This window comes from Pseudomonas sp. B611, from assembly GCF_055407965.1.
The window spans coordinates 217,148-241,488 of sequence record NZ_JBUZST010000004.1 but is presented as its reverse complement, the minus strand read 5'-3'; the positions used below and the strand labels follow the sequence as shown (position 1 = coordinate 241,488).

At 62.7% G+C, this 24,341-nt stretch carries 21 protein-coding genes and 1 riboswitch; of the genes, 15 read left to right on the top strand and 6 right to left on the bottom strand.

The window, feature by feature from the left end:
• The first annotated feature begins 140 nt into the window (after positions 1-140).
• From ACZRMO_RS11840 to ACZRMO_RS11825, 4 genes are all read left to right on the top strand, one after another.
• Positions 141-845: a sulfotransferase family 2 domain-containing protein gene (locus ACZRMO_RS11840; RefSeq protein ID WP_463972970.1), complete on the top strand. Its 705-nt coding sequence runs from the start codon at positions 141-143 to the stop codon at positions 843-845.
• Complete coding sequence (gene cysC / locus ACZRMO_RS11835) at positions 838-1,446, top strand: adenylyl-sulfate kinase (RefSeq protein ID WP_463972969.1); 609 nt, start codon at positions 838-840, stop codon at positions 1,444-1,446. The genes ACZRMO_RS11840 and cysC overlap by 8 nt, the downstream gene beginning before the upstream one ends.
• A 103-nt stretch (positions 1,447-1,549) precedes the next feature.
• Positions 1,550-2,974, top strand: a complete 1,425-nt coding sequence (hldE, locus tag ACZRMO_RS11830) for a bifunctional D-glycero-beta-D-manno-heptose-7-phosphate kinase/D-glycero-beta-D-manno-heptose 1-phosphate adenylyltransferase HldE (RefSeq protein WP_124525523.1) — start codon at positions 1,550-1,552, stop codon at positions 2,972-2,974.
• Positions 2,967-3,893, top strand: coding sequence for an NAD-dependent epimerase/dehydratase family protein (locus ACZRMO_RS11825; protein ID WP_463972968.1), 927 nt, complete (start codon positions 2,967-2,969; stop codon positions 3,891-3,893). The genes hldE and ACZRMO_RS11825 overlap by 8 nt, the downstream gene beginning before the upstream one ends.
• A gap of 140 nt (positions 3,894-4,033) precedes the next feature.
• Here the strand turns inward: ACZRMO_RS11825 and ACZRMO_RS11820 are convergent, their stop codons facing one another.
• Genes ACZRMO_RS11820 through ACZRMO_RS11805 form a run of 4 tightly spaced genes read right to left on the bottom strand, consistent with a single transcriptional unit; the run spans position 4,034 to position 7,410 of the window.
• Positions 4,034-4,993, bottom strand: a complete 960-nt coding sequence (locus ACZRMO_RS11820) for a hypothetical protein (RefSeq protein WP_017734926.1) — start codon at positions 4,991-4,993, stop codon at positions 4,034-4,036.
• Positions 4,994-5,034: 41 nt separating this feature from the next.
• Positions 5,035-5,847, bottom strand: coding sequence for an aldo/keto reductase (locus ACZRMO_RS11815; RefSeq protein ID WP_463972967.1), 813 nt, complete (start codon positions 5,845-5,847; stop codon positions 5,035-5,037).
• A complete protein-coding gene (locus ACZRMO_RS11810; protein WP_463972966.1) occupies positions 5,844-7,019 on the bottom strand; it encodes an NAD(P)/FAD-dependent oxidoreductase in 1,176 nt (391 codons plus the stop codon). The genes ACZRMO_RS11815 and ACZRMO_RS11810 overlap by 4 nt, the downstream gene beginning before the upstream one ends.
• A gap of 55 nt (positions 7,020-7,074) precedes the next feature.
• Positions 7,075-7,410 (bottom strand): DMT family transporter, encoded by a 336-nt coding sequence (locus ACZRMO_RS11805; RefSeq protein ID WP_017734929.1) that lies wholly within the window; start codon positions 7,408-7,410, stop codon positions 7,075-7,077.
• 103 nt (positions 7,411-7,513) lie between these two features.
• Between ACZRMO_RS11805 and ACZRMO_RS11800 the strand changes: the two genes are divergently transcribed.
• Both ACZRMO_RS11800 and waaA read left to right on the top strand, forming a co-directional pair.
• Complete coding sequence (locus tag ACZRMO_RS11800) at positions 7,514-8,404, top strand: LysR family transcriptional regulator (protein ID WP_463972965.1); 891 nt, start codon at positions 7,514-7,516, stop codon at positions 8,402-8,404.
• Positions 8,405-8,427: 23 nt separating this feature from the next.
• Positions 8,428-9,705: a lipid IV(A) 3-deoxy-D-manno-octulosonic acid transferase gene (gene waaA, locus ACZRMO_RS11795; RefSeq protein ID WP_463972964.1), complete on the top strand. Its 1,278-nt coding sequence runs from the start codon at positions 8,428-8,430 to the stop codon at positions 9,703-9,705.
• 137 nt (positions 9,706-9,842) lie between these two features.
• Here waaA and ACZRMO_RS11790 read toward each other — a convergent pair whose 3' ends face one another.
• A complete protein-coding gene (locus ACZRMO_RS11790; RefSeq protein WP_463972963.1) occupies positions 9,843-11,282 on the bottom strand; it encodes a TolC family outer membrane protein in 1,440 nt (479 codons plus the stop codon).
• Positions 11,283-11,478: 196 nt separating this feature from the next.
• Positions 11,479-11,584, top strand: a riboswitch (TPP riboswitch).
• A 152-nt stretch (positions 11,585-11,736) separates the two neighbouring features.
• Between ACZRMO_RS11790 and thiC the strand changes: the two genes are divergently transcribed.
• Positions 11,737-13,626, top strand: coding sequence for a phosphomethylpyrimidine synthase ThiC (gene thiC, locus ACZRMO_RS11785; RefSeq protein WP_124525531.1), 1,890 nt, complete (start codon positions 11,737-11,739; stop codon positions 13,624-13,626).
• A gap of 134 nt (positions 13,627-13,760) precedes the next feature.
• On the top strand, positions 13,761-15,050 hold the full coding sequence (gene cytX / locus ACZRMO_RS11780; protein WP_463972962.1) for a putative hydroxymethylpyrimidine transporter CytX: 1,290 nt from the start codon (positions 13,761-13,763) through the stop codon (positions 15,048-15,050).
• Here cytX and ACZRMO_RS11775 read toward each other — a convergent pair.
• Complete coding sequence (locus tag ACZRMO_RS11775; RefSeq protein WP_463972961.1) at positions 15,019-15,756, bottom strand: RsiV family protein; 738 nt, start codon at positions 15,754-15,756, stop codon at positions 15,019-15,021. The two genes, cytX and ACZRMO_RS11775, sit on opposite strands and share 32 nt — an antisense overlap.
• 455 nt (positions 15,757-16,211) lie before the next feature.
• Between ACZRMO_RS11775 and ACZRMO_RS11770 the strand changes: the two genes are divergently transcribed.
• The 7 genes from ACZRMO_RS11770 to parC all read left to right on the top strand — a co-directional run bounded on the left by ACZRMO_RS11770 (position 16,212) and on the right by parC (position 24,278).
• Positions 16,212-16,829, top strand: coding sequence for an NUDIX domain-containing protein (locus ACZRMO_RS11770; RefSeq protein ID WP_463972960.1), 618 nt, complete (start codon positions 16,212-16,214; stop codon positions 16,827-16,829).
• Positions 16,820-17,269, top strand: a complete 450-nt coding sequence (locus ACZRMO_RS11765; RefSeq protein WP_017734937.1) for a DUF1249 domain-containing protein — start codon at positions 16,820-16,822, stop codon at positions 17,267-17,269. The genes ACZRMO_RS11770 and ACZRMO_RS11765 overlap by 10 nt, the downstream gene beginning before the upstream one ends.
• A gap of 98 nt (positions 17,270-17,367) precedes the next feature.
• The gene (cpdA, locus tag ACZRMO_RS11760) at positions 17,368-18,183 is read left to right on the top strand and encodes a 3',5'-cyclic-AMP phosphodiesterase (RefSeq protein WP_463972959.1); all 816 of its coding nucleotides are present in this window, start codon (positions 17,368-17,370) and stop codon (positions 18,181-18,183) included.
• A gap of 206 nt (positions 18,184-18,389) precedes the next feature.
• Complete coding sequence (locus tag ACZRMO_RS11755) at positions 18,390-18,998, top strand: YqiA/YcfP family alpha/beta fold hydrolase (protein WP_463972958.1); 609 nt, start codon at positions 18,390-18,392, stop codon at positions 18,996-18,998.
• Positions 18,999-19,043: 45 nt separating this feature from the next.
• Complete coding sequence (gene parE / locus ACZRMO_RS11750; RefSeq protein WP_017734940.1) at positions 19,044-20,948, top strand: DNA topoisomerase IV subunit B; 1,905 nt, start codon at positions 19,044-19,046, stop codon at positions 20,946-20,948.
• A complete protein-coding gene (locus ACZRMO_RS11745; RefSeq protein WP_463972957.1) occupies positions 20,948-21,943 on the top strand; it encodes an esterase-like activity of phytase family protein in 996 nt (331 codons plus the stop codon). Before parE ends, ACZRMO_RS11745 begins: the two co-directional genes overlap by 1 nt.
• Before the next feature lie 70 nt (positions 21,944-22,013).
• Positions 22,014-24,278 carry a DNA topoisomerase IV subunit A gene (gene parC, locus ACZRMO_RS11740; protein ID WP_124525538.1) on the top strand — a complete coding sequence of 755 codons (2,265 nt, stop codon included), beginning with the start codon at positions 22,014-22,016 and terminating at the stop codon, positions 24,276-24,278.
• The last annotated feature ends 63 nt before the right edge of the window (positions 24,279-24,341 follow it).

Below are 24,341 nucleotides of genomic sequence, written 5' to 3'. Positions count from 1 at the left end.
GCGCAATGCGCCCCGTTTTTGTATCAAGCCCCTTACAGGCTTGACCAAAGCCAAATAATTCGCCGCCTATCGTTTGTTATGTTGGCCTTCTCGATTCGAATGACGAACGAGAGGGTTAACCTTCTTGCGTGGGTAATGGAATGTTGCAACGTCTGTTCTGGAAACTGCTGCCCAAACAGCAGAGGGCTTTTTTGTTGGGGCGTTTGTCGGTGGTGGATCGGCAGGCGGTCAACAAGTCCATGTCGGCATTGACCGTCCTTCCGCCCGCGTTTGTAAAACATGCCTGTGTGTTCATCCATGTGCCCAAGTGCGCTGGCAGCAGTGTCTGCTCGGTGCTGCTGGATGGGCGCTGGCCGGGGCATTTGCCGTACCACTGGTATGAGCAGCAATTCCCCGCGCATTGCGCCGACAGTTTCAAGTTTGCCTTCGTACGTGACCCGCTGGAACGCGCCTACTCGGCGTACACCTATCTGCGCGGCAACAGCATGGGCAGCCGGGATCGGGAGGCCCAGGCGTTGGTGGGCAGCTATCGCGACTTTGATCACTTCGTCGCCGGCTGGCTGCACCCGGACAACCTGCGCCGGCAACTGCACTTTGCCCCTCAGACCGACTTCCTGGTGGATCACCTGGGGCGCATGTCCATGGATTTTCTTGGGCGCCAGGAGCACCTGCAGCGGGATTTTCGCAGCGTCTGCGAACGCCTTGGGCTGGACGCGGCCTTGCCTCATCTCAATGTTTCCCTTGGGCGTCGCAGCGAACCCGTCCGGGACTTTTGCTCCTTGCGTACGCGCCGTTTGGTCAGGCGTGCCTATCAGCGCGATTACGAGGTCTTGGGTTATGAATAACTCGTCGCTTTCCAGCAGCGTCGCCGACGTGCGTCCCTTCGCCCTGTCGCTGACAGTGGCCGCCCGCGCCGCGCTCAAGCACCAGCAACCTTGTTGCCTGTGGCTGACGGGGTTGTCCGGGTCGGGCAAGTCGACCCTGGCCAATGCGCTGGAAGTGCAGCTCAACGAGCAGGGCCGGCACACCTTCGTGCTCGATGGCGACAACATGCGCGCCGGGTTGTGCAGCGACCTGGGCATGGGCGCGGTGGCGCGCAAGGAAAACATTCGGCGCATTGGCGAAGTGGCGCGGCTGATGGTGGATGCCGGGCTGATCGTGATCGTATCGGCGATCTCGCCGTTCAGTGCCGACCGCGAGACGGCGCGGGCACTGTTCGAGCCGGGGCAGTTTTTTGAGGTGTATGTCAGTACGCCGCTGGCGATCTGTGTGCGCCGCGATCCCAAGGGCCTGTACCGGGCGGCGCTGGATGGGCGCATCAAGGACTTCACCGGGCTGGACAGCCCCTATGAAGCCCCCCGGCAGGCCGACTGCGAAATCAACACCGACGAGGTCGAGTTGGCCGAAGCCGTGGAGCACATCCTGGCGGTTTTGTTTAAAAAGTGAGCAGTTGTGCGGCCGGATGTCTTACAGATAAAGCTCTCGGACAAGGCGGCGCTCACCCTGTGCTAATATCGCGCCCCTGTTCATTTTGTATGTGGGTTGCTCCATGAAGTTGTCCATGCCGCGATTCGATCAAGCCCCTGTCTTGGTGGTCGGCGATGTCATGCTCGACCGTTACTGGCATGGTGGTACCTCACGGATTTCCCCTGAGGCGCCGGTACCGGTAGTCAAGGTCGAGCAAATCGAAGACCGCCCAGGCGGCGCTGCCAACGTTGCCCTCAATATTGCCGCCCTCGGCGCCCCGGCCTCCCTGGTCGGCGTGACCGGCGACGACGAAGCCGCCGACAGCCTGGCCAACAGCCTGCGCGGTGCCGGCGTGCGCGCGCAGTTCCAGCGCATCGCCCATCAGCCGACCATCGTCAAGCTGCGGGTCATGAGCCGTCACCAGCAATTGCTGCGCATCGATTTTGAAGAACCCTTCGCCACCGACGCCCTGGCCCTCAGCGGTCAGGTCGATGAGTTGCTCGAAGGCATCAAGGTGCTGGTGTTGTCCGACTACGGCAAAGGCGCCTTGAAGAACCACCAGGCGCTGATCCAGGCCGCCAAGGCCAAAGGCATTCCGGTGCTGGCCGATCCCAAGGGCAAGGACTTCTCGATTTATCGCGGCGCCAGCCTGATCACGCCGAACCTCAGCGAATTCGAAGCCATCGTTGGCGGTTGCGCCGATGAGCACGAGCTGGTGAGCAAAGGCGCGGCGCTGATGGCCGACCTTGACCTCGGCGCCTTGCTGGTGACCCGTGGCGAACACGGCATGACCCTGTTGCGCCCGGATCATCCGGCGATGCACCTGCCGGCCCGTGCCCGTGAAGTGTTCGACGTCACTGGCGCCGGTGACACGGTGATTTCCACCCTGGCCGCCTCGATTGCGGCCGGCGAGGAACTGCCCCACGCCGTGGCCCTGGCCAACCTGGCCGCGGGCATCGTGGTGGGCAAGTTGGGTACCGCTGCCATCAGCGCGCCGGAACTGCGCCGCGCGATCCAGCGTTCCGAAGGCTCGGAGCGCGGGGTGCTGGGGATCGAGCAATTGCTGTTGGCAATTGACGATGCCCGTGCCCACAACGAAAGCATTGTGTTCACCAACGGCTGCTTCGACATCCTGCATGCCGGCCACGTGACGTACCTGGAACAGGCGCGCGCCCAAGGCGATCGCCTGATCGTGGCGGTCAACGACGATGCCTCGGTCAGCCGCCTGAAAGGCCCTGGCCGTCCGATCAACAGCGTTGACCGGCGCATGGCTGTATTGGCCGGTCTGGGCGCAGTGGACTGGGTGATCAGCTTCGCCGAAGGCACCCCGGAAAACCTGCTGGCCCAGGTCAAGCCCGACGTGCTGGTCAAGGGCGGGGACTATTCCGTCGACCAGGTGGTGGGGGCCGACATCGTCAGCGCCTACGGCGGCACAGTCAAAGTGTTGGGGCTGGTTGAAAACAGCTCGACCACGGCCATCGTCGAGAAGATCCGCAACAATGAGTAAGTGTGTCCTGATTACCGGTGGTGCGGGCTTTATCGGCTCGCACCTGGTCGATGCATTGTTGGCCAAGGGTTACGGCGTGCGCGTGTTGGACAACCTGTCCACCGGCAAGCGCAGTAACCTGGCGTTGGATAACCCGCGTGTCGAATTGCTGGAAGGCGATGTGGCCGACGCCGAGCTGGTGGCGCGTGCCGCTGTCGGCACGGCGGCGGTGGTTCATCTGGCGGCGGTGGCTTCGGTGCAGGCGTCGGTGGATGATCCGGTCAGCACACACCAGAGCAATTTTGTCGGCACTCTGAATGTGTGCGAAGCGATGCGCAAGGCGGGCGTCAAGCGCGTGGTCTTTGCCTCCAGCGCGGCGGTGTACGGCAATAACGGCGAGGGCGCTTCGATTGACGAAGAGACCACCAAGGCGCCGTTGACGCCGTATGCGTCCGACAAGTTGGCCGGTGAGCACTACTTTGATTTCTACCGCCGCCAGCATGGCCTGGAGCCGGTGATATTCCGCTTCTTCAATATCTTCGGCCCGCGCCAGGACCCGTCCTCGCCGTATTCCGGGGTGATCAGCATCTTCAGCGAGCGCGTGCAGCAGGGCGTGCCGATCGCCGTGTTTGGCGATGGCGAGCAGACTCGTGACTTCATGTACGTGGAAGACCTGGTTGACGTGCTGGTGCAAGCCATTGAAGCGCCGGACGCACCGTTGGGCGCGATCAATGTGGGCTGGAATCGCACGACCACGCTCAAGCAGGTGTTGCAGGCGCTGGAAGAGATTGTCGGCAAGTTGCCCGTGGTGACTTACGGCCCGGCGCGCTCTGGGGACATTCGCCACTCGCGGGCGAATAACCAGCGGTTGTTGGCGAGCTTCGCACTACCCGAGCCGACCCCGCTGAAGGTCGGCCTGGAACGCTTGCTCAAAGGCTGACGCAATCACATATGTGGGAGCGGGCTTGTGTGGGAGCTGGCTTGCCTGCGATGCAGGCGACTCGGTCTTCACTTAGATCGAGGTGATGCCATCGCAGGCAAGCCAGCTCCCACATAAGCCAGTCTCACAGTAGCGTTGCCTTAGGCCTTGGCTTTCTTCTTCGGCGTTATCTTGCGCAGCACCCGCTGTGCCAAACGCTTCAACTTCGACTCTTTCTCCGGCTCCGCCAAGCCCTGCTGGCGCAGCCAATCCTTCCAGCGAATCCGCTCTTCACGCACCAGCCAGCCTTCCTGCTGGGCGAAGCTTTCCGCCAGGTACAACCCGCGCGTACTGGCCGGGTACAGCTGATCTTTTTTGACGGTGTACAACTCGGCCAGCGGCTGGCCGTCTTTCAACGGCATCAGGTACAGGTCCGGGCGCTGGCGGTCGAGACGTGCCACCAACTGGTCGCCTTCCAGGCGTTCGTCCACATGGAACAGGCTCAGGGACTTGGCTTCCTTCGGCACTTCCAGGCGCAAGTCATAGATCAGTTGCAGCGATGCGGTGGGCAGGTGCACGTAGGCCCGTGGGCGTTCGATCAATTGGGTGGTGGCGCAGCGCACCGGGCGCGCGGCGCCGGACAGCGGGCTGAGGCGAAACGGCAGGGCTTCGCGATAGTGCAGCGCGGCGGAGTAGGGCGCCGGCAGCCAGGTGTCGTTGAAACGCCCGCCAAGCCAGCCTTCAGGCGTCTCCAGCAGGCATTCTTCGGCAATTTCCTGGATCGCCGTGTGCAGCGGCAGGTTCAGCTCGTGGGCCGGTACGTAACCGGAGATCAACTTGAGCACCACATCGCCACGGTCTTGGCGGCGCTGGCGCACCAGCACCCAGTAATCCTTGTTTTGCCAATGCAGGGTCAGGCGCACCGACACGCCGAGGTTCGCCAGTTCCAGCACGAAACGCTCGGGGTCGGCCACTTCCACCGGCTTGCGCCGTTGCAGGGTCTGGGCGAAGTTGAGCGGCATGCCGACGCTCTGGTAGTTCAGGCCTTCGGGGGTGGCTTCGACGTGCAGCGGCAGTGTCTTGAAGTTGCTGGGGTTTTTTCTAATGAGCGTGCGCGGCATGTCGGCTCCTTCTTGCGACGGGGTCGGCCGCGTCGGCGGCATCAGAGTTGACGGATGACCCGGGCAGCGGTCGCCACGTTATGGGCCAGGTGCAGCGGATTGATGGTCCCGACAATAGCACTGGCAACGCCGGTTTGCGCAAACAACAGCATGAAACTGGCGTGTATTGGATCCATTCCAGGCTCGAGGCAAACGTGGCCACTGGCCAGGGCTTTCTTCACCAGGATGCCCTTGCCATGGGCCGCCGCATAATCAATGACGGTTTTCTCGGCCTGTTCGTTCAAATTGTAGGTGACCATCGCGCAATCACCCTGTTCCAGAGCCTTCACGCCGCCTTCGACGGTTTTGCCGGAAAAGCCGAAACCGCGAATCTTGCCTTCCTGCTTGAGCTCGGCCAGGGTCTGGTAGACCTCGCAATCGTTGAGGATGTGCAGGTCGTTGCCGTCGGAATGCACCAGCACCAGGTCGATAAAATCCGTTTCCAGTCGTTTCAAGCTGCGTTCAATCGACAGGCGCGTGTGGGCCGCGCTGAAGTCGTGGCGGGACACACCATTGTCGAACTCTTCGCCGACCTTGCTGACAATCACCCAGTCCTGGCGCTGGCCGCGCAACAGCGGGCCCAGGCGCTCCTCGCTCATGCCATAGGCTGGCGCGGTGTCGATCAGGTTGATGCCCAGTTCACGGGCCTGGCGCAGCAGCATGCGTGCGGCATCGTCGTCGGGGATCTGGAAGCCATTGGGGTACTTCACCCCTTGGTCACGGCCCAGCTTGACCGTGCCCAGGCCCAGCGGCGAGACCAGCAGGCCGGTGCTGCCCAAAGGGCGATGCAAATCGTGCAGGGTTGGCAGGCTCATGGCAGCAGTTGCTCCCACGCTGGTACGCCGATGGCGGGTTTAGGCAACTCAGGCAAGGGTTCGCTCGCAGTTGGGCGAATGCCGTCGCGTTCGAGGGCATTGATCACCCGATCGGCGAAGTCCGGCGCCAAGGCCAGCTTGGTTGGCCAGCCCACCAGCAGGCGACCATCCTCAAAGACAAAGGCGTTGTCGGGGCGGCTCAGGCCGGTTTGCAGGGGCTCGGCGCGGTCGACGCGCAGCGTGGCCCATTGGGTCTGGCTCATGTCGATCCACGGTAGCAACTGCGCCAGCTCTTGCTGGGCAGTGGCGATCTGCTCCGCAGGCGTGCGCGCCACACCATCGGCCTCGGCAATGTCGCCGCCCATGTACCACACCCAGTTGCCATCGGCGGCCGGGTGGGTGGTGACGGTGATGCGCGGCTTGGTGCCGCCGCCCAGGCAGTGGGCGTACAGCGGCTTCAGGCCGGGGCCTTTGGCGATGATCATGTGCAACGGGCGTTTTTGCATCGCCGGCTTGCTCAGGCCCAGGGCGGTCAGCAAGTCCGCAGTGCCGGCGCCGGCGCTCAAGACGATGCGTTGTGCGCGGATCGCGCGGCCATCGACCGTCACGCCCACCAGCTTGTTGCCTTCCAGCAGCGGGGCGATGTGCTGCCCGGCGAGCAGGCCGTCGCCGGCCAATTGCGCCAGGCGTTCGATCAGGCTGGGCACGTCCACCACCAGCTCGGCCAGGCGATAGACCTTGCCCTTGAAGCGGCGGTCTTGCAGGGCTGGCGGCAGGTCGTCGCCCTTGACCTGATCGACACGCCCGCGCACGGCCTTGCTGGCGAAGAAGCTGGTGAGGTTGCCGGCGAGGGTGCCGGGGGACCACAGGTAATGGGCTTCGGACAACAGGCGCACGCCCGTCAGGTCCAGCTCACCGTTGCCCGCCAAGGCTTCGCGCCAGCGGCGCGGCATGTCGGCGATGGCTTCGGAGGCGCCGGTGAGGGCGCCGTGCAGGGCGTATTTCGCACCGCCGTGAATGATCCCCTGGGACTTCACGCTTTGCCCGCCACCCAAGGTGGCGCTTTCCACCAACACCGTGGAAAACCCCTGGCGGCGCAGGCGCGCATTCAGCCAGAGGCCGGCAACCCCGGCGCCGACAATCAGAACGTCGGTGGAAATAACGGATGGCATGGGCGACCTCAGTGTTCAAGACAAGAGGCGCAGTATACAGGCTGTTGCGTGGCGGTCAGTGCCCGGCGGTTTTCGAGAACAACTGGATCACCACTACGCCCAGCACAATCAGGCCCATGCCAAGCATCGCCGGCAGGTCGAGTTTCTGCCCGTAGATAAACAGCGCCGCGATGCTCACCATCACAATGCCCATCCCGGCCCACACCGCGTAGGCCACGCCCACCGGCACGGTGCGCACCACCAGGGTCAGCATCCAGAAGGCGACGCCATAGCCGACGATCACCAGCGCCAGTGGAATCGGGGTGCTCCAGCCTTTGATGGCTTTCATGGAAACGGTGGCGATCACTTCCGAGCAGATGGCGATAGCCAAGTAATAGTAGGCAGGGTTCATGGGCTAATCCTCGGTGTGAAGCGCTTTTGATAAGGTCGGCATTTTAGGGCTTTAGCAGATGGGGTAAAGTCATTACCTATCCGAATTAAAGATGGGTTGAGCCATGAGCGTGCAATGGAACCTGGAACAGATGCGCCTGTTTGTCAGCGTCGCCGAGCAGCGCTCGTTTTCGGCGGTGGCGCGCGGGCAGCGCAAGGCGCAATCGGCGGTGAGCAATGGGATTGCGCTGCTGGAAGCCGACCTGGGCGTGAGCCTGTTCGAGCGTAGCAGCGGCCGCCAGCCGCGCCTGACCGCAGCCGGCACGGTGTTGCTGGAAGAAGCCCGGGAAGTGCTGCGCCAGTGTGAGCGTCTCAACGGCCGGGCGCTGTCATTGCTGCGCGGCGAAGAGGCCTGCCTGCGCCTGGCCCAGGATGAGGCGATGCTGTATCAGCCGGTGCTCGACAGCCTGGATGCGCTGGCTGGGCAATTTCCCAATCTGGAAGTGCAGATTTCCAGCGCCGCCCAAGGCGATGTCGCACGCAAGCTGGTGGAGCGCAAGGCCGACCTGGGGATGTTGTTCTATCACGATCAAATCCCCGAAGCGTTGGAGCGGCGGGTGGTGGGCAGCGTGGAGATGGTCACCGTGTGCGGGCGCAATCATCCGCTGGCCCGGCAGAAAACCGTGGATTGCCAGGCGCTGGCGCAGTATCGCCAGTTGCTGATGTCGACCCAGACCAGTGTCTACCCCGGCAGCGAGGCCGCCAGCCCGCAGGTGTGGCGGGCGGACAGCTTCTATGTGTTGGCCGAATGGCTGACCCGTGGCCTGGGTTGGGCCTGGTTGCCGCGGCATGTGGTGCAGTACCCGACCTATCAGAACCAGATGGTCGAGCTCGACAGCGAATGGACCCCGCCGGCGCTGGTGGTGGAGCTGGTGTGGCGGCGCGACGAACCCCTCGGCCCGGCTGCGCGTTTTTTGGCGGAGCGTTTTGCCGAGTGCCTACGCGCGATTGACTGAAAAAGCCGATAAACTCCGCCGCCATGAATAGAACTCTCTATAGCTGTCTGTTTTATCTGGCGCTGCCGTTGGTGGCTTTACGTCTGTGGCTGCGCGCGCGCAAGGCGCCGGCCTATGCCAAGCGGGTCAGCGAGCGCTTCTCGTATGGCTTGCCGGTGTTGCAGCCGGGCGGGATCTGGGTGCATGCGGTGTCGGTGGGCGAGAGCATCGCCGCTGCGCCGATGGTGCGCGGGCTGCTGGAACGTTATCCACAGCTGCCAATCACCGTCACCTGCATGACGCCCACCGGCTCCGAGCGCATTCAGGCCTTGTTCGCCAATGAACCGCGCGTGCAGCACTGCTACCTGCCCTATGATTTGCCGTGCGCGGCCAAGCGGTTTCTTGATCGCGTGCAGCCGAAACTGGCGGTGATCATGGAGACCGAACTGTGGCCCAACCATATCCACGCCTGCGCCCAGCGCGGGATTCCCGTGGCATTGGCCAACGGTCGGTTGTCGGCACGCTCGGCCAAGGGCTACGGGCGTTTCGCCAAGCTGACGGCGCCGATGCTGGCTGAGATGAGCCTGCTCGCGGTGCAGACCGAGACTGAAGCCGAGCGTTTCCGCAGCCTGGGTGCGCGTCCTGAAACCGTCGACGTCACCGGCTCGATCAAGTTCGACCTGACCATCGACCCCGAACTGCCGCAGCGCGCTGCCGCGTTGCGTGAGCAATGGGGCGCCACGGAGCGCCCGGTGTGGATCGCCGCCAGTACCCACGAAGGCGAAGATGAAGTGGTGTTGGCCGCTCATCGCCAGTTGCTCGACAGCTACCCCAATGCGCTATTGATTCTGGTGCCGCGCCACCAGGAGCGTTTCGGGCCGATGTTCGACCTGTGTGGGCAGCAGGGATTCGCCACGGTGCGCCGTTCCACGGGCGAACCCGTCACCCCGCAAACGTCGGTATTGCTCGGCGATACCATGGGCGAATTGCTGTTTCTGTATGCCTTGGCCGACAGCGCCTTTGTCGGTGGCAGCCTGGTGGCGACCGGAGGGCACAACCCGCTGGAACCGGCGGCGTTGGCAAAACCGGTGATCATGGGGCCGCACGTGTTCAACTTCCTCGAAATCACCGCGATGATGCGTGAGGCAGGGGCGTTGCGGCAGGTGGATGATGCGCAAGGGTTGGCCGAGGCTGTGCGCCAATTGTTCGAGTTGCCGCAGGATGCGCGCAGGATGGGGCAGGCGGGGCTGAAGGTGATGCAGGCCAACCAAGGTGCTTTGAAGCGTTTGCTGGATGGCTTGGGCAAACTCATCACCCACTGACAACAGAGGTCAAATGTGGGAGCGGGCTTGCTCGCGAAAGCGGTGTGTCAGTCACCACATGTATTGGCTGACCTACCGCATTCGCGAGCAAGCCCGCTCCCACACAAGCCCGCTCCCACATTGGTTTTGCAGTGTTATCAGTAACCCGGGCGGGCCTTGAGCTGCTCGGCAGCCGCCTTGGCCAGATCCGGCGGCAGGAAATCCCGATCCGGGTTGTAGTCCGCCTTCAGATACCGCGCCAACTCCTGCAAATCCCCTGGGTTCAACGTCCCTGCCGCCTGCTTCAAGCGCAGGTTGTCGAGGATGTAGTCATAACGGCTGTTGTTGTAATTGCGCACCGACGAGTACAGCTGGCGCTGTGAATCCAGCACATCGACGATATTGCGCGTGCCCACCTGATAGCCGATTTCCGTGGCTTCCACCGCGCTCTGGTTGGAGATGATCGACTGGCGGCGCGCCTGTACCTGTTCCACGTCGGTGTTCACCGCGCGGTGCAGGTTGCGCGTGTTTTCCACCACCTGGCGGCGCAGGCCCTCGCGTTGCTGCTCGGTCTGGTCCAGGCGTGAGTAGGATTCGCGCACTTGCGAGCTGGTCAGGCCGCCGCTGTACAGCGGGATGCTCAGGCGCAGGCCGACGGTGCGTTGTTCCACATCGCCCCGGTACGGCGTGCCGAAGGCATTCGGGTTGCTGAAACCGAGGGCGTCGTTATCGCCTCTTTCGTACTGCGCCACGGCGTCGAGGGTCGGCGCGTGGCCGGCCTTGCGTTGCTTGAGGGTTTCTTCGGCGGCGGTGACGGCGAAGTTGCTGGCCAGCAAATTGAGGTTCTGGCGGCCGGCGGTGTCGACCCAGGATTTGGCGTCGTTCGGCAGCGGCGGCAGCACCGGCAGGCTGTGGACGATGCCCTGGATCGAGTTGTACTGGCGGTTGGTCAGGGTGATCAGCGCTTCAAACGCGTCCTCCACCTGGCGCTGGGCGAGGATGCGGTTGGCGCGGGCAGTGTCGTAGCTGGCCTGGGATTGCAGCACGTCGGTCTTGTCCGACAGGCCGACGTCGAAGCGCTCGTTGGATTGGTCCAACTGACGCTTGAAGGCATTTTCTTCGGCCTTGGTGGAGGCCAGGTTGTCCTGGGCGCGCAGCACTGCGAAGTAGTTTTCGGCGCTTTGCAGGATCAGGTTCTGCTCGGTGGCCGACAGTTGCAGCGCGGCCTGCTCGTTGACGGCTTCGGCGGCTTGCAGCTGGAACCAGCGGTCGGCGCGGAACAGCGGCTGGCTCAAGGTCGCGCGCCACGAATGCGCGTCGCGATTGGCGGTGCCGGCGGGCTGCGCAAGCTGGGTGCGCACGTTGTTGCTGTCGGCGCCGGCCGACAGGTTCGGCAGCAAGCCGGCGCGGGCCTGGGGCACCACTTCCTTTTGTGCGCCGTACTGGGCGCGGGCGGCGGCCAGGTCGGCGTTGTTGTTCACCGCTTCCTGGTAGACGCTGACCAAGTCAGTGTTGGCGGACAAGGGCGCTTCTGCTGCCCAAACCATTCCATTGGTCGCACAAGACACGGCAAGAGCCAGTGAGAGTTTGCGCAGCATGAGGCGTTCCCTAGATTGAATATTACGGTGATAATTTAGCGCCCAAGGCTAAGGCTGGCCAATCCTGGCGTCAAGCCTTGAGGCAGTCCCCGAGTGTAGTGGCGCGATCACGGCACAACAATCCTGCAATTACGCCATTCATCATGCTGAATGCACCGCTATTGGCAATTTGCCCACGCCATGGTCTAGACTGGCCGCGTTCTTGTCGGGGTGCCTTGTTGGAAGGCTGAGATCGGTAAATACCGGATCCCGTTGAACCTGATCAGGTTAGCGCCTGCGTAGGGAACAAGATTTCTCGTCACCCGGCGAGTCCTCTTGTGCTTCGTCCGGGATGCTGTTCGACAATCGAACAGCCCTCGTGCGCCAAGCACAGCACTGGTTTCAGTGCGTCCATCCGTCACAGGTTCGCTCCGACAAAAATCCACCGCCTGGATAGAAAGTTGGAGAGCCCGTGATGACGACAAAACTAAAAAATACCGTGCATTTGAGTGAATCGGCCAAGGTCGACTCCGGCTCCGTGCAGCCCTTTACCCGCTCGCAAAAAGTCTACGTGCAGGGCACTCGCCCGGACATCCGCGTGCCGATGCGTGAAATCAGCCTGGACGTGACCCCCACCGATTTCGGCGGTGAAATCAACGCGCCTGTGGTGGTGTATGACACCTCCGGCCCCTACACCGACCCCAATGTGATCATCGACGTGCGCAAAGGCCTGGCCGATGTGCGCTCGCCGTGGATCGAAGTGCGTAACGACACCGAGCGCCTCTCGGGCCTCAGCTCGCACTTCGGCCAGCAGCGCCTCAGCGATGCCGAACTGACCGCGCTGCGTTTCGCCCACGTGAAGAACCCGCGCCGTGCCAAGGCCGGCGCCAACGTCACGCAGATGCACTACGCGCGCAAAGGCATCATCACCGCCGAGATGGAATACGTCGCCATCCGCGAAAACATGAAGCTCGAAGAAGCCCGCGCCAGTGGCCTGCTGGACCAACAACACGCCGGCCACAGTTTCGGCGCCAGCGTGCCGAAGATCATCACCCCGGAATTCGTGCGCGAAGAAATCGCCCGTGGCCGCGCGATCATCCCGGCCAACATCAATCACACCGAACTGGAACCGATGATCATCGGCCGTAACTTCCTGGTGAAGATCAACGGCAACATCGGCAACAGCGCCCTGGGTTCGTCCATCGAAGAAGAAGTGGCGAAACTGACCTGGGGCATCCGCTGGGGTTCGGACACCGTGATGGACCTGTCCACCGGCAAGCACATCCACGAAACCCGCGAGTGGATCATCCGCAACTCGCCGGTGCCGATCGGTACCGTGCCGATCTACCAGGCCCTGGAAAAAGTCGGCGGCGCCGCCGAAGACCTGACCTGGGAGCTGTTCCGCGACACCCTGGTGGAGCAGGCCGAGCAGGGCGTCGACTACTTCACCATCCACGCCGGTGTGTTGCTGCGCTACGTGCCGCTGACCGCCAAGCGCGTCACCGGCATCGTGTCCCGTGGCGGCTCGATCATGGCCAAGTGGTGCCTGGCGCATCACAAAGAGAACTTCACCTACACGCATTTCGACGAGATCTGCGAAATCATGAAGGCCTATGACGTCAGTTTCTCCCTTGGCGACGGCCTGCGCCCGGGTTCGATTGCCGACGCCAACGACGCCGCGCAATTCGGCGAGCTGGAAACCCTTGGTGAGCTGACCAAAACCGCCTGGAAGCACGACGTGCAAACCATGATCGAAGGCCCGGGCCACGTGCCGATGCAGTTGATCAAGGAGAACATGGACAAGCAGCTGGAGTGCTGCGACGAAGCGCCGTTCTACACCCTCGGCCCGCTGACCACCGACATTGCGCCGGGCTACGACCACATCACCTCCGGGATCGGTGCGGCGATGATCGGTTGGTTTGGCTGCGCGATGCTCTGCTACGTGACGCCGAAGGAGCACTTGGGGCTGCCGAACAAGGATGACGTGAAGACCGGGATCATCACCTACAAGATCGCGGCCCATGCTGCTGACCTCGCGAAAGGCCATCCAGGCGCGCAGATCCGCGACAACGCCTTGAGCAAGGCGCGCTTCGAATTCCGTTGGGAAGACCAGTTCAACCTTGGCCTGGACCCGGACACCGCGCGTTCGTACCACGATGAAACGCTGCCGAAGGATTCGGCCAAGGTCGCGCATTTCTGCTCGATGTGCGGGCCGAAGTTCTGCTCGATGAAGATCACCCAGGAAGTGCGTGAGTACGCGGCCAACCAGCGCATTGATGCGGTGGATGTGGATGTGGCCAAGGGCTTGGCGGAGCAGGCGGAGCGGTTCAAGCAGGAAGGTAGCCAGCTGTACAAGAAGGTCTGACCCACTGATCGTTCCCACGCTCCGCGTGGGAATGCATCCCGTGACGCTCTGCGTCACACAGGCGGACGCAGAGCGTCCAAAGCGGCATTCCCACGCAAAGCGTGGGAACGATCTGTTCCTCAGAGATAACACCCTTGAGCATTCAACCGAGTACCTACTCCCCTGATACCGCAGTGCCGAGCGACCAAAGAGTCTTCGGCGCCCGCGACCTGTTCTCCCTGTGGTTCTCCCTCGGCATCGGCCTGATGGTCCTGCAAACCGGCGCCTTGCTCGCGCCGGGCCTGGGCTTGTCCGGTTCGCTGCTGGCGATCTTCCTCGGCACCCTGGTCGGCGTGTTGCTGCTGGCCGCCGTCGGCGTGATCGGCAGTGACACCGGCCTGTCCGCCATGGCCGCCCTCAAACTCAGCCTCGGTGCCAAAGGCGCGAGCCTGCCGGCGCTGCTCAACCTGCTGCAGCTGATCGGCTGGGGCTCGTTCGAAATCATCGTGATGCGCGACGCCGCCAGCCTGTTGGGCACGCGGGCGTTCAGCGACGGCAGCCTGTTGGCCAGCCCGTTGCTGTGGACGCTGTTTTTTGGTGGTTTGGCGACCTTGCTGGCCGTGAGTGGCCCGCTCACCTTCGTGCGCCAGATCCTGCGCAAATGGGGCATCTGGCTGCTGCTCGCCGCCTGCCTGTGGCTGACCTGGAACCTGTTTGCCAAGGCTGACCTTGCCGCCCTCTGGGTCCAGGCCGGTGACGGTTCGCTGCCGTTTGCGGTGGGTTTCGACATTGCCATCGCCATGCCGCTGTCGTGGCTGCCGCTGATCGCCGATTACTCACGGTTCGGCAAGCGCGCCAAAAATGTGTTTGGCGGCACTGCGCTGGGCTTCTTTATCGGCAATTTCTGGCTGATGAGCCTGGGCGTGGCCTACACCCTGGCGTTTGCGCCAAGCGGTGAAGTGAATGCGCTGCTGTTGGCCTTGGCCGGTGCCGGCCTGGGGATTCCGCTGTTGCTGATCCTGCTGGATGAGTCGGAAAACGCCTTTGCCGATATTCACTCGGCGGCGGTGTCCATCGGCATCCTGTTGCGCTTGAAGGTCGAGCATCTGGCCTTGGCAATAGGCGTGATCTGTACGCTGATCGCCTGCTTTGCGCCTTTGGCCCAGTACCAGAACTTCCTGCTGCTGATCGGTTCGGTGTTCGCGCCGCTGTTTGGCGTGGTGCTGGTGGATCATTTCATCCTGCGCCGCCGTGGCCAGGGTGTGGTCGCCGCGTTGCGCTGGCCGGCGCTGGTGGCCTGGCTGGGGGGCATCGGTACTTACCATCTGCTGGCCAATCTGTATCCGGATGTCGGCGCGACCCTGCCGGCGCTGGTGCTGGCAGGGCTGTTGCAGCTTATCCTCGGTCGCGCCTTCAGCGGCGCGCGGGCACCAGTTCAGGCTTGAGGATGCCTTCCAGGCGCGAGTAGGGAATCTGCAGCTCGACGTGGCCCAGGGCGTAAGGCGCGATGGTGGTGGTGGGGTATTTGAGGATCACGCCACCATAGGTCAGCGCCACGTTCGGGGTTTTCTGGAAGGGGTAGGTCTTCACGAACTCCGGCTCCAGGCTCAGGCGGGTGCTGATCAGCCAGCTGTTGTGGGCGACCTGGGCAGCCTTCCAGAAGGCGTCTTCTTTGCCGGGCAGCAGCATGTCGGTCAGCGACAGGGCTTTTTGCTGCTGGCGCGAATAGTTGATGAACGCGCGGCCCGGCTCGCCGTGGGTGGCGCCCTGGTCCAGGTAGCTGGACAGCTCGATGATCACCAAGCCGTCATGCTGCTCGCGTACCTTGGCCTGCAAGTACATGCTGTTGCGCGGTGCGGCGCTGCGCAGGAACTGCTCGCTGTACGTTGCCAGGCTGGTGGGCAGCGGGTCGGCCTGGGTCATTTCCAGCAAACGCTGTTCGATCAAGGCATCCAGCTTGGGCTCCTTGGCGAAGTGCACGGTATCGATATTCACCAGCGGGCAGTCGGCGCTGGCGCAACCCGGCTTGCTTTGCTCGGTGGCGTCGCGGGTGGCTTCCAGCGGTGTGCGCCAGCTCGGTTGAAACAGGGTTTGGCAGGCACCCAGGGTCAGTGCGATGCAGGCCACGGAGGCGATTTTTAAAAGCGACATGGATGTCCTTCGTCTAACGATAAGAGCGAAATGGTGCAGCTTCGACTACCGGCAGGGCAGTCAGTTCGCCACTAAGCTGATTAGGGGGGCGTTCTCAATTAGTTTCCCCGTCGCGTTGTCGCCTTAAAGCGGGCCAGGCAAGGCGCAGGCCGCAGGGAATGGTGTTCCCTTTTCAAGGCCTGCAACGCAGCCTGGCCCGCTTTAAGGCACAACCCGAAGGGCCGGGCCTGATGCTGTGCAGGGCTGCGTTGCTCGAAGCTTATTTGGAACGACCAAACCACGCTTCTCGCGCCTTGCCCTGCACAGCATCAGGCCCGGCGCGACGGGGAAACTAATTGAGAACGCCCCCCTGAGTTTGACGTTCGCCGTCTATCCCGGCAACCGGAAAGGGGCTGCACCAACCATTGCCAGCGCGTTAGGATGGCGCGAATTGCACAGGCTTAACGAGGAAGGGTATGACGGACATTGCGAAATCGACGCCGAGCAAGATCGAGATTGTTAAGGAAGAAACCGTTTTCAAGGGTTTCTACCAACTCGATCGCCTGCAACTGCGCCACGAGAAATTCGACGGCGGCATGAGCCGGGAGATCAACCGCGAAGTCTTCGTTCGTCATGATGCCGTGTGTGTATTGCCCTACGATCCACAACGTGACGAAGTGGTCTTGAACGAGCAGTTCCGCATTGGCGCCATGGGCCGTACCGACAACCCCTGGCTGATCGAAATGGTCGCCGGCCTGATCGACAAGGACGAGCAGCCGGAGGAGGTTGCACACCGTGAGGCCGAGGAGGAAGCTGGGCTGACATTCTCCGCATTGTGGCCGATCACCAAGTATTTCCCATCGCCCGGCGGCAGTACCGAATTTGTCCACTTGTACCTGGGCCGTTGCGACAGCACCGGGGTGGGGGGCGTCCATGGATTGGAAGAAGAGGCAGAAGATATCCGCGTCACCACCTGGGCCTTCGAAGATGCCCTGCAAGCGGTGCGCAACGGCAAGATTTCCAACGCAGCCAGCATTATCGCCCTGCAATGGCTTGCGCTTAACCGCGCGGAAGTGAGGGGGTTATGGCAGTAAAGGCACGGGAACGTTACCGGGTTGACCTGATCGGGCTGCAAGCGGCCTGCGAGGCCAACTATGCGCGGCTGATGCGCTTGCTCCCCGATATGCGCCACGCCCCGGCGGCGCGGCGCATCGGCGTGACCCATGGCGACCAGATGCTCGGCGTGCTGACCCTGGAAGTCATCGTCAACTGCCCGTACACCACCACCCTGCGTGTGCGCCAGGAACACAGCCTGCCGTGGTTGCCGGTGCCGCAACTGGAAGTGCAGGTGTACCACGACGCCCGCATGGCCGAAGTGATCAGCGCCGAACATGCGCGGCGCTTTCGCAGCATCTATCCTTACCCGAATGTGTTCATGCACCAGCCCGATGAGAAAGCGCAGCTCAATGTGTTCCTCGGTGAATGGTTGAGTCACTGCCTGGCCCTGGGCCATGAGTTCGAAGCGGTGCGGTAGATGTGAACTGTATCTGATTCCTTGTATTCCCTCTTTGTGTCCTGCCCCAGCATAATCGCGCTATTCGTCCATTCCTGTGATTGCCCTGGGAGAGCGCCTTGCCGAGCGTAACCACCGTGAACCCCGATGCACCCGCGTTGCTGGTGCAACTGTCCGACAGCCACCTGTTTGCCGAGGCCGACGGCACGCTGCTGGGCATGAACACCCATGAAAGCCTGCAACGGGTGATCGAGCTGGTGCGCGTGCAGCAGCCGCGAATCGACTTGATGCTGGCCACGGGAGACTTGTCCCAGGACGGCACGCTGGCGTCCTACCAGCAATTTCGCGACATGACCCGGCAGATCGACGCCCCGGCGCGCTGGATTCCTGGCAATCACGACGAACCCCAGGTCATGGCCCATGCCGCCATGCGCAGTGATTTGCTGGAGCCGGTGGTCGATATCGGCAACTGGCGCGTCACCCTGCTGGATTCCGCCGTGCCGGGCTCGGTGCCGGGTTACCTGCAGGACCAGCAACTGCAATTGCTCGCCCAGGCCCTGAGCGAAGCGCCGAGTCGCCATCACCTGGTGTGTTTCCACCATCATCCGGTGTCCATCGGTTGTGCGTGGATGGAGCCTATCGGCCTGCGCAATCCTGACGCGCTGTTTGCCGTGCTGGATCGCTTTCCGCAGGTCCGGGCGGTGCTCTGGGGCCACGTACATCAGGAAATCGACCGCGAGCGCAACGGCGTGCGGTTGTTGGCCTCGCCGTCCACCTGCATCCAGTTCACGCCGGGCAGCGAGGATTTCCAGGTCAGCGAACAGGCGCCGGGGTATCGCTGGTTGCGCTTGCATGCCGACGGGCGGTTGGAAACGGGTGTGGAGCGGGTGCAGGACTTCGAGTTTACGGTGGATTACGGCAGCAACGGCTATTAAACGCTGCAAACACTGATCAAAAATGTGGGAGCGGGCTTGCTCGCGAATGCGGTGGATCAGTACCAGATGCAGTGACTGACACTCCGCATTCGCGAGCAAGCCCGCTCCCACATGGGTTCTTCGGTGTCCTGTGGATTGAGGTCATCACACAGGGCCGCTATCCCTGTAAACTGCGCCTCTTTGGCCCACGTCATGGAGAGCCCGGCATGTCCGCTTCGATCCTGTATATCCACGGTTTCAACAGTGCGCCGGCGTCCAACAAGGCCAGCCAGTTGATCCGTGTGATGGGTGCCCTCGGCCTGGCCGACCAACTGCGCGTGCCGGCCCTGCATCACCACCCGCGTCAGGCGATTCCCCAACTGGAAGCGGCGATCGCTGAACTGGGGCGCCCGCTGCTGGTCGGCAGCTCACTCGGCGGCTACTATGCAACCCATCTTGCCGAGCGCCATGGCCTCAAGGCGCTGCTGGTCAACCCAGCAGTCAGCCCCCATCGGATGTTCGACGGTTACCTGGGCACCCAGAAGAACCTCTACACCGATGAAACCTGGGAATTGACCCACGACCACGTCACGGCCCTGGCTGAGCTGGAAGTGGCAGCGCCCCAGGACGCCGGGCGTTATCAGGTGTGGTTGCAAACCGGCGATGAAACGCTGGATTATCGCCTCGCCCAGCAGTATTACCGGGCCTGTGCCTTGCGCATCCAGGCCGGTGGCGACCATGGTTATCAGGGGTTCGCCCAGCAACTGCCGGCGCTCTTGAGTTTTGCCGGCATTGGCGCAGATCAGTATCAATCCTTCGATTTTTCGTCACTGTAAAAATCGCAGGTCACTTTTTAATCGAACGACTCACGACGAGACCCCATGGCCACTCCCAGCGCTAGCTCTTATAACGCCGACGCCATCGAAGTCCTCTCGGGCCTCGACCCGGTGCGCAAACGCCCCGGCATGTACACCGACACCAGCCGGCCGAACCACCTTGCCCAGGAAGTCATCGACAACAGTGTCGACGAAGCCCTGGCCGGCCACGCCAAGTCGGTGCATGTCATTCTTCACGCTGACCACTCCCTGGAAGTGTCCGACGACGGGCGCGGCATGCCGGTGGACATTCACCCGGAAGAGGGCGTGCCGGGCGTCGAGCTGATCCTCACCAAGCTGCACGCCGGTGGCAAGTTCTCCAACAAGAACTACCAGTTCTCCGGTGGCTTGCACGGTGTGGGTATTTCCGTGGTCAACGCCCTGTCTACGCTGGTGCGGGTCAGGGTCAAGCGCGATGGCAACGAATACGAGATGACCTTCGCCGATGGCTATAAAGCCACCGACCTGGCTGTGATCGGCACCGTTGGCAAGCGCAACACCGGTACCAGCGTGTACTTCGCGCCGGACCCGAAATACTTCGATTCGCCGAAATTCTCCATCAGCCGCCTCAAGCACGTGCTCAAGGCCAAGGCTGTGCTGTGCCCGGGCCTGCTCGTCACCTTTGAAGACAAAGGCACCGGCGAGAAGGTCGAGTGGCACTACGAAGACGGCCTGCGCTCCTACCTGGAAGACTCCGTCAGCGACTTCGAGCGCCTGCCCAACGAGCCGTTCTGCGGCAGCCTGGCGGGTAACAAGGAAGCCGTCGATTGGGCACTGTTGTGGCTGCCCGAAGGCGGCGACAGCGTGCAGGAAAGCTACGTCAACCTGATCCCCACGGCCCAGGGCGGCACCCACGTCAACGGCTTGCGCCAGGGCTTGCTGGATGCCATGCGCGAATTCTGCGAATACCGCAGCCTGCTGCCGCGCGGCGTGAAGCTGGCGCCGGAAGACGTGTGGGAGCGCATTGCGTTCGTGCTGTCGATGAAGATGCAGGAGCCGCAATTCTCCGGCCAGACCAAAGAGCGCCTGTCGTCCCGCGAGGCGGCGGCGTTTGTCTCGGGCGTGGTCAAGGATGCGTTCAGCCTGTGGCTCAACGAACACCCTGAGCTGGGCCTGGCCCTGGCCGAGCTGGCGATCAACAACGCCGGCCGTCGCTTGAAGGCCAGCAAGAAGGTCGAACGCAAGCGCATCACCGCAGGCCCGGCACTCCCGGGCAAGCTGGCCGATTGTGCCGGGCAAGACCCGATGCGCTCCGAACTGTTCCTGGTGGAAGGTGATTCCGCCGGCGGTTCGGCCAAGCAAGCGCGGGATAAAGAGTTCCAGGCGATCCTGCCGTTGCGCGGCAAGATCCTCAACACCTGGGAAGTCGATGGCAGCGAAGTCCTGGCCAGCCAGGAAGTGCACAACATCGCCGTGGCCATCGGTGTCGACCCGGGCGCGGCGGACATGAGCCAGCTGCGCTACGGCAAGATCTGCATCCTCGCCGACGCCGACTCCGACGGCCTGCACATCGCCACCTTGCTGTGCGCGTTGTTCGTCCAGCACTTCCGCCCGTTGGTGGATGCTGGTCACGTCTACGTCGCCATGCCGCCGCTGTACCGCATCGACCTGGGCAAGGAGATCTTCTACGCCCTCGACGAAGCCGAGCGCGATGGCATCCTCGACCGCCTGGTGGCCGAGAAGAAACGCGGCAAGCCACAGGTCACACGATTCAAAGGCCTGGGTGAAATGAACCCGCCGCAACTGCGCGAAACCACCATGGACCCGAACACCCGGCGCCTGGTGCAATTGACCCTGGAAGACTACGCCGCCACGTCGGAAATGATGGACATGCTGCTGGCGAAAAAACGTGCGCCGGACCGCAAGTCCTGGCTGGAATCCAAAGGCAACCTTGCCGAGGTGCTGGGCTGATGCGCACAGGCTTCGCCTTGGCGATCCTGATGTGGAGCGGGCTGGTGGCTACCTCGGTAGCGGCCGCGCCCGTGGCTGAGCTGAAACTCGTCTCCGAACACCCGGTGGACGGCATGCGCGGCGGCAATCTGTCGGGCCTGGCCTTGTGTGGCAAGGAGTTGTGGACGGTTTCCGACCGCGATGACGACCAGATCTATCGCCTGGATATCAGTGCGCCGACCTGGCAGGCCGAAACGGTGAAGATCGACGTGCCGCCAGTGCCGGAGTCCGGCTTGCCCTGGGGGTTGCGCTCGCGCACCAAGGCTGCGTCGTTCATTCGCGGCGGCGACCTGGATTTTGAAGGCATCAGCTGCGATGCCGCGGGCAACCGCTACGTCGTCAGCGAAGCCCATGCGGCGGTGCTGCAAGTGCCGGTGAACGGCGCGCCCGAGTGGTTGAAGATCGCCCCTGGCATGGTGCGCGAAGCGCGGGCCAGTGGCATGTTGCTGCACTTCAATGCGTTGTTTGAAGGGCTGACGGTGAATCCCGACGGCAATCAGATTTGGCTGGCCGCCGAGCGTGAGCGACGCGGTTTGATTGCCATCAAGCGTGGGCAAAGCGTGTGGGATTGCGACGGTCCGTGTGTATTGCTGAGCGAAGCCGGCCAGGAAGTGCAGCCGGCCAAATTCACCAATGCCAAGGCCGTGTCCAAGGACTTTGCCGACCTGGCACTGTTCAACGGCAAGCTGTTTACCCTGGAGCGCAATGCGTTCCAGATCTGCCGACGCGATGCGGTCACGGCCAAGGTCGAGCTGTGCTGGTCGTTTGCCGACGAGACCCTGACACCTGAGCGGCGCTATCCTCAGGCCTATGGCTTGGCCGAAGCCCTGGTGGTGGACGCGGACGGGGCCTGGCTGGGTATCGACAACAACTTCGGCCCGCGTGCCGATGGTGAAAAACGCCCGGTGGTCTATCGTTTCGCCGCCCCGGCCGGTGGCTGGAGTGCCCAGCCATGAACCCTGAATTTTTTGAATTGACCCGGCGCCGCGGCATTTCCGTCGCGCCTTACCCAATGATGAGGCCCGCATGAGTGACATCCTCGCAGACAGCTTAGATGGCGTAGAACGCCGGTCGCTGGCTGACTTCACCGAAAGTGCCTACCTCAACTACTCCATGTACGTGATCATGGACCGTGCCTTGCCGCATATCGGCGACGGCCTGAAGCCCGTGCAACGGCGCATTATCTACGCCATGAGTGAGTTGGGCCTGGACGCTGATTCCAAGCACAAGAAATCGGCGCGTACCGTCGGTGACGTGCTCGGCAAGTTCCACCCCCACGGCGACTCCGCCTGCTACGAAGCCATGGTGCTGATGGCCCAGCCGTTCAGCTACCGCTACACGCTGGTGGACGGCCAGGGCAACTGGGGTGCGCCGGATGATCCGAAGTCCTTCGCCGCCATGCGTTACACCGAGGCGCGCCTGTCGCGTTACTCGGAAGTGCTGCTGAGCGAGCTGGGGCAGGGCACCGCCGATTGGGGCCCGAATTTCGACGGCACTCTCGACGAACCGCTGGTGTTGCCGGCACGTTTGCCGAATATCCTGCTTAACGGCACCACTGGCATCGCCGTGGGCATGGCCACCGACGTGCCGCCGCATAACCTGCGTGAAGTGGCCACGGCGTGCGTGCGCTTGCTTGATGAGCCCAAGGCTACGGTCGAGCAGCTCTGCGAGCATATCCAGGGCCCGGACTACCCGACGGAAGCGGAAATCATCACGCCGCGCGCCGACCTGCTGAAGATGTACGAAACCGGCAAGGGCTCGGTGCGCATGCGCGCCGTGTACCACATCGAAGATGGCGACATTATTGTCACCGCGCTGCCGCACCAGGTGTCTGGCGCCAAGGTGCTGGAACAGATCGCCGCCCTGATGCAGGCCAAGCCATCGAAACTGCCGCAAGTGGCCGACCTGCGTGACGAGTCCGACCACGAAAACCCGTGCCGCATCGTGATCATCCCGACCAACAGCCGGGTCGACCACGAAGTGCTGATGCAGCATCTGTTCGCCAGCACCGACCTGGAGTCGAGCTACCGGGTCAACGTCAACATCATCGGCCTGGACGGCAAGCCGCAGCTGAAAAACCTGCGCAACCTGCTGGTGGAGTGGCTGGAATTCCGTGTGCAGACCGTGCGTCGCCGCCTGCAATTCCGCCTGGACAAGGTCGAGCGCCGCTTGCACCTGTTGGACGGCTTGCTGATTGCCTACCTCAACCTGGATGAAGTGATCCACATCATCCGTACGGCCGAGCACCCGAAAGCCGAGTTGATCGCGCGTTTCCAGCTCAGCGAGATCCAGGCCGACTACATCCTCGACACCCGCTTGCGCCAATTGGCGCGACTGGAAGAAATGAAGTTGCGCGACGAGCAAGACGCGTTGCTCAAGGAACAAGCCAAGCTGCAAGCCCTGTTGGGCAGCGAAACCAAGCTGAAGAAGCTGGTGCGCACCGAGCTGATCAAAGACGCCGAAACCTACGGCGACGACCGCCGCTCGCCAATCGTCCAGCGTGCTGAAGCGAAAGCGCTGACCGAAACCGAGCTGCTGCCAAACGAGAAAATTACCGTCGTTCTGTCGGAAAAGGGTTGGGTTCGTTCGGCCAAGGGGCATGATATTGACGCCACCGGCCTGTCGTATAAAGCTGGCGACGGCTTCAAGACCGCTGCGGCCGGGCGTTCCAACCAGTTTGCGGTGTTTATCGACTCGACCGGGCGCAGCTATTCGGTGCCGGCCCACACCTTGCCGTCTGCACGGGGCCAGGGCGAGCCGCTGACCGGGCGCCTGACGCCGCCACCAGGGGCGAATTTCGAGTGCGTGCTGCTGCCGGATGACGATTCGCTGTACGTGATTGCATCGGACGCGGGTTACGGTTTCGTGGTCAAGGGTGAAGACCTGCAGGCCAAGAACAAGGCGGGCAAGGCTCTGTTGAGCTTGCCGAACAACGCCAAGGTGATCCTGCCGCGACCCGTGGACGATCGTGAAAACAACTGGCTGGCCTCGGTGACCACAGAAGGGCGTTTGCTGGTGTTCAAGATCAGCGACCTGCCGCAACTGGGCAAAGGCAAGGGCAACAAGATCATCGGTATTCCTGGCGAGCGCGTAGCCAGTCGCGAAGAGTACGTGACTGACATCGCGGTGATCCCGGAAGGTGCGACGCTGGTGCTCCAGGCCGGCAAACGCACGCTGTCGCTACGGCCTGACGACCTTGAACATTACAAGGGCGAGCGTGGTCGGCGTGGCAATAAACTGCCGCGGGGCTTCCAGCGCGTGGATGCTTTGTTGGTAGAAACGCCGGTTTAACGCGTATTAGAGGCCTCGATCTACGGTTTAACGCGTAGATCGACGCTTTGGCGCTGGAGTCAT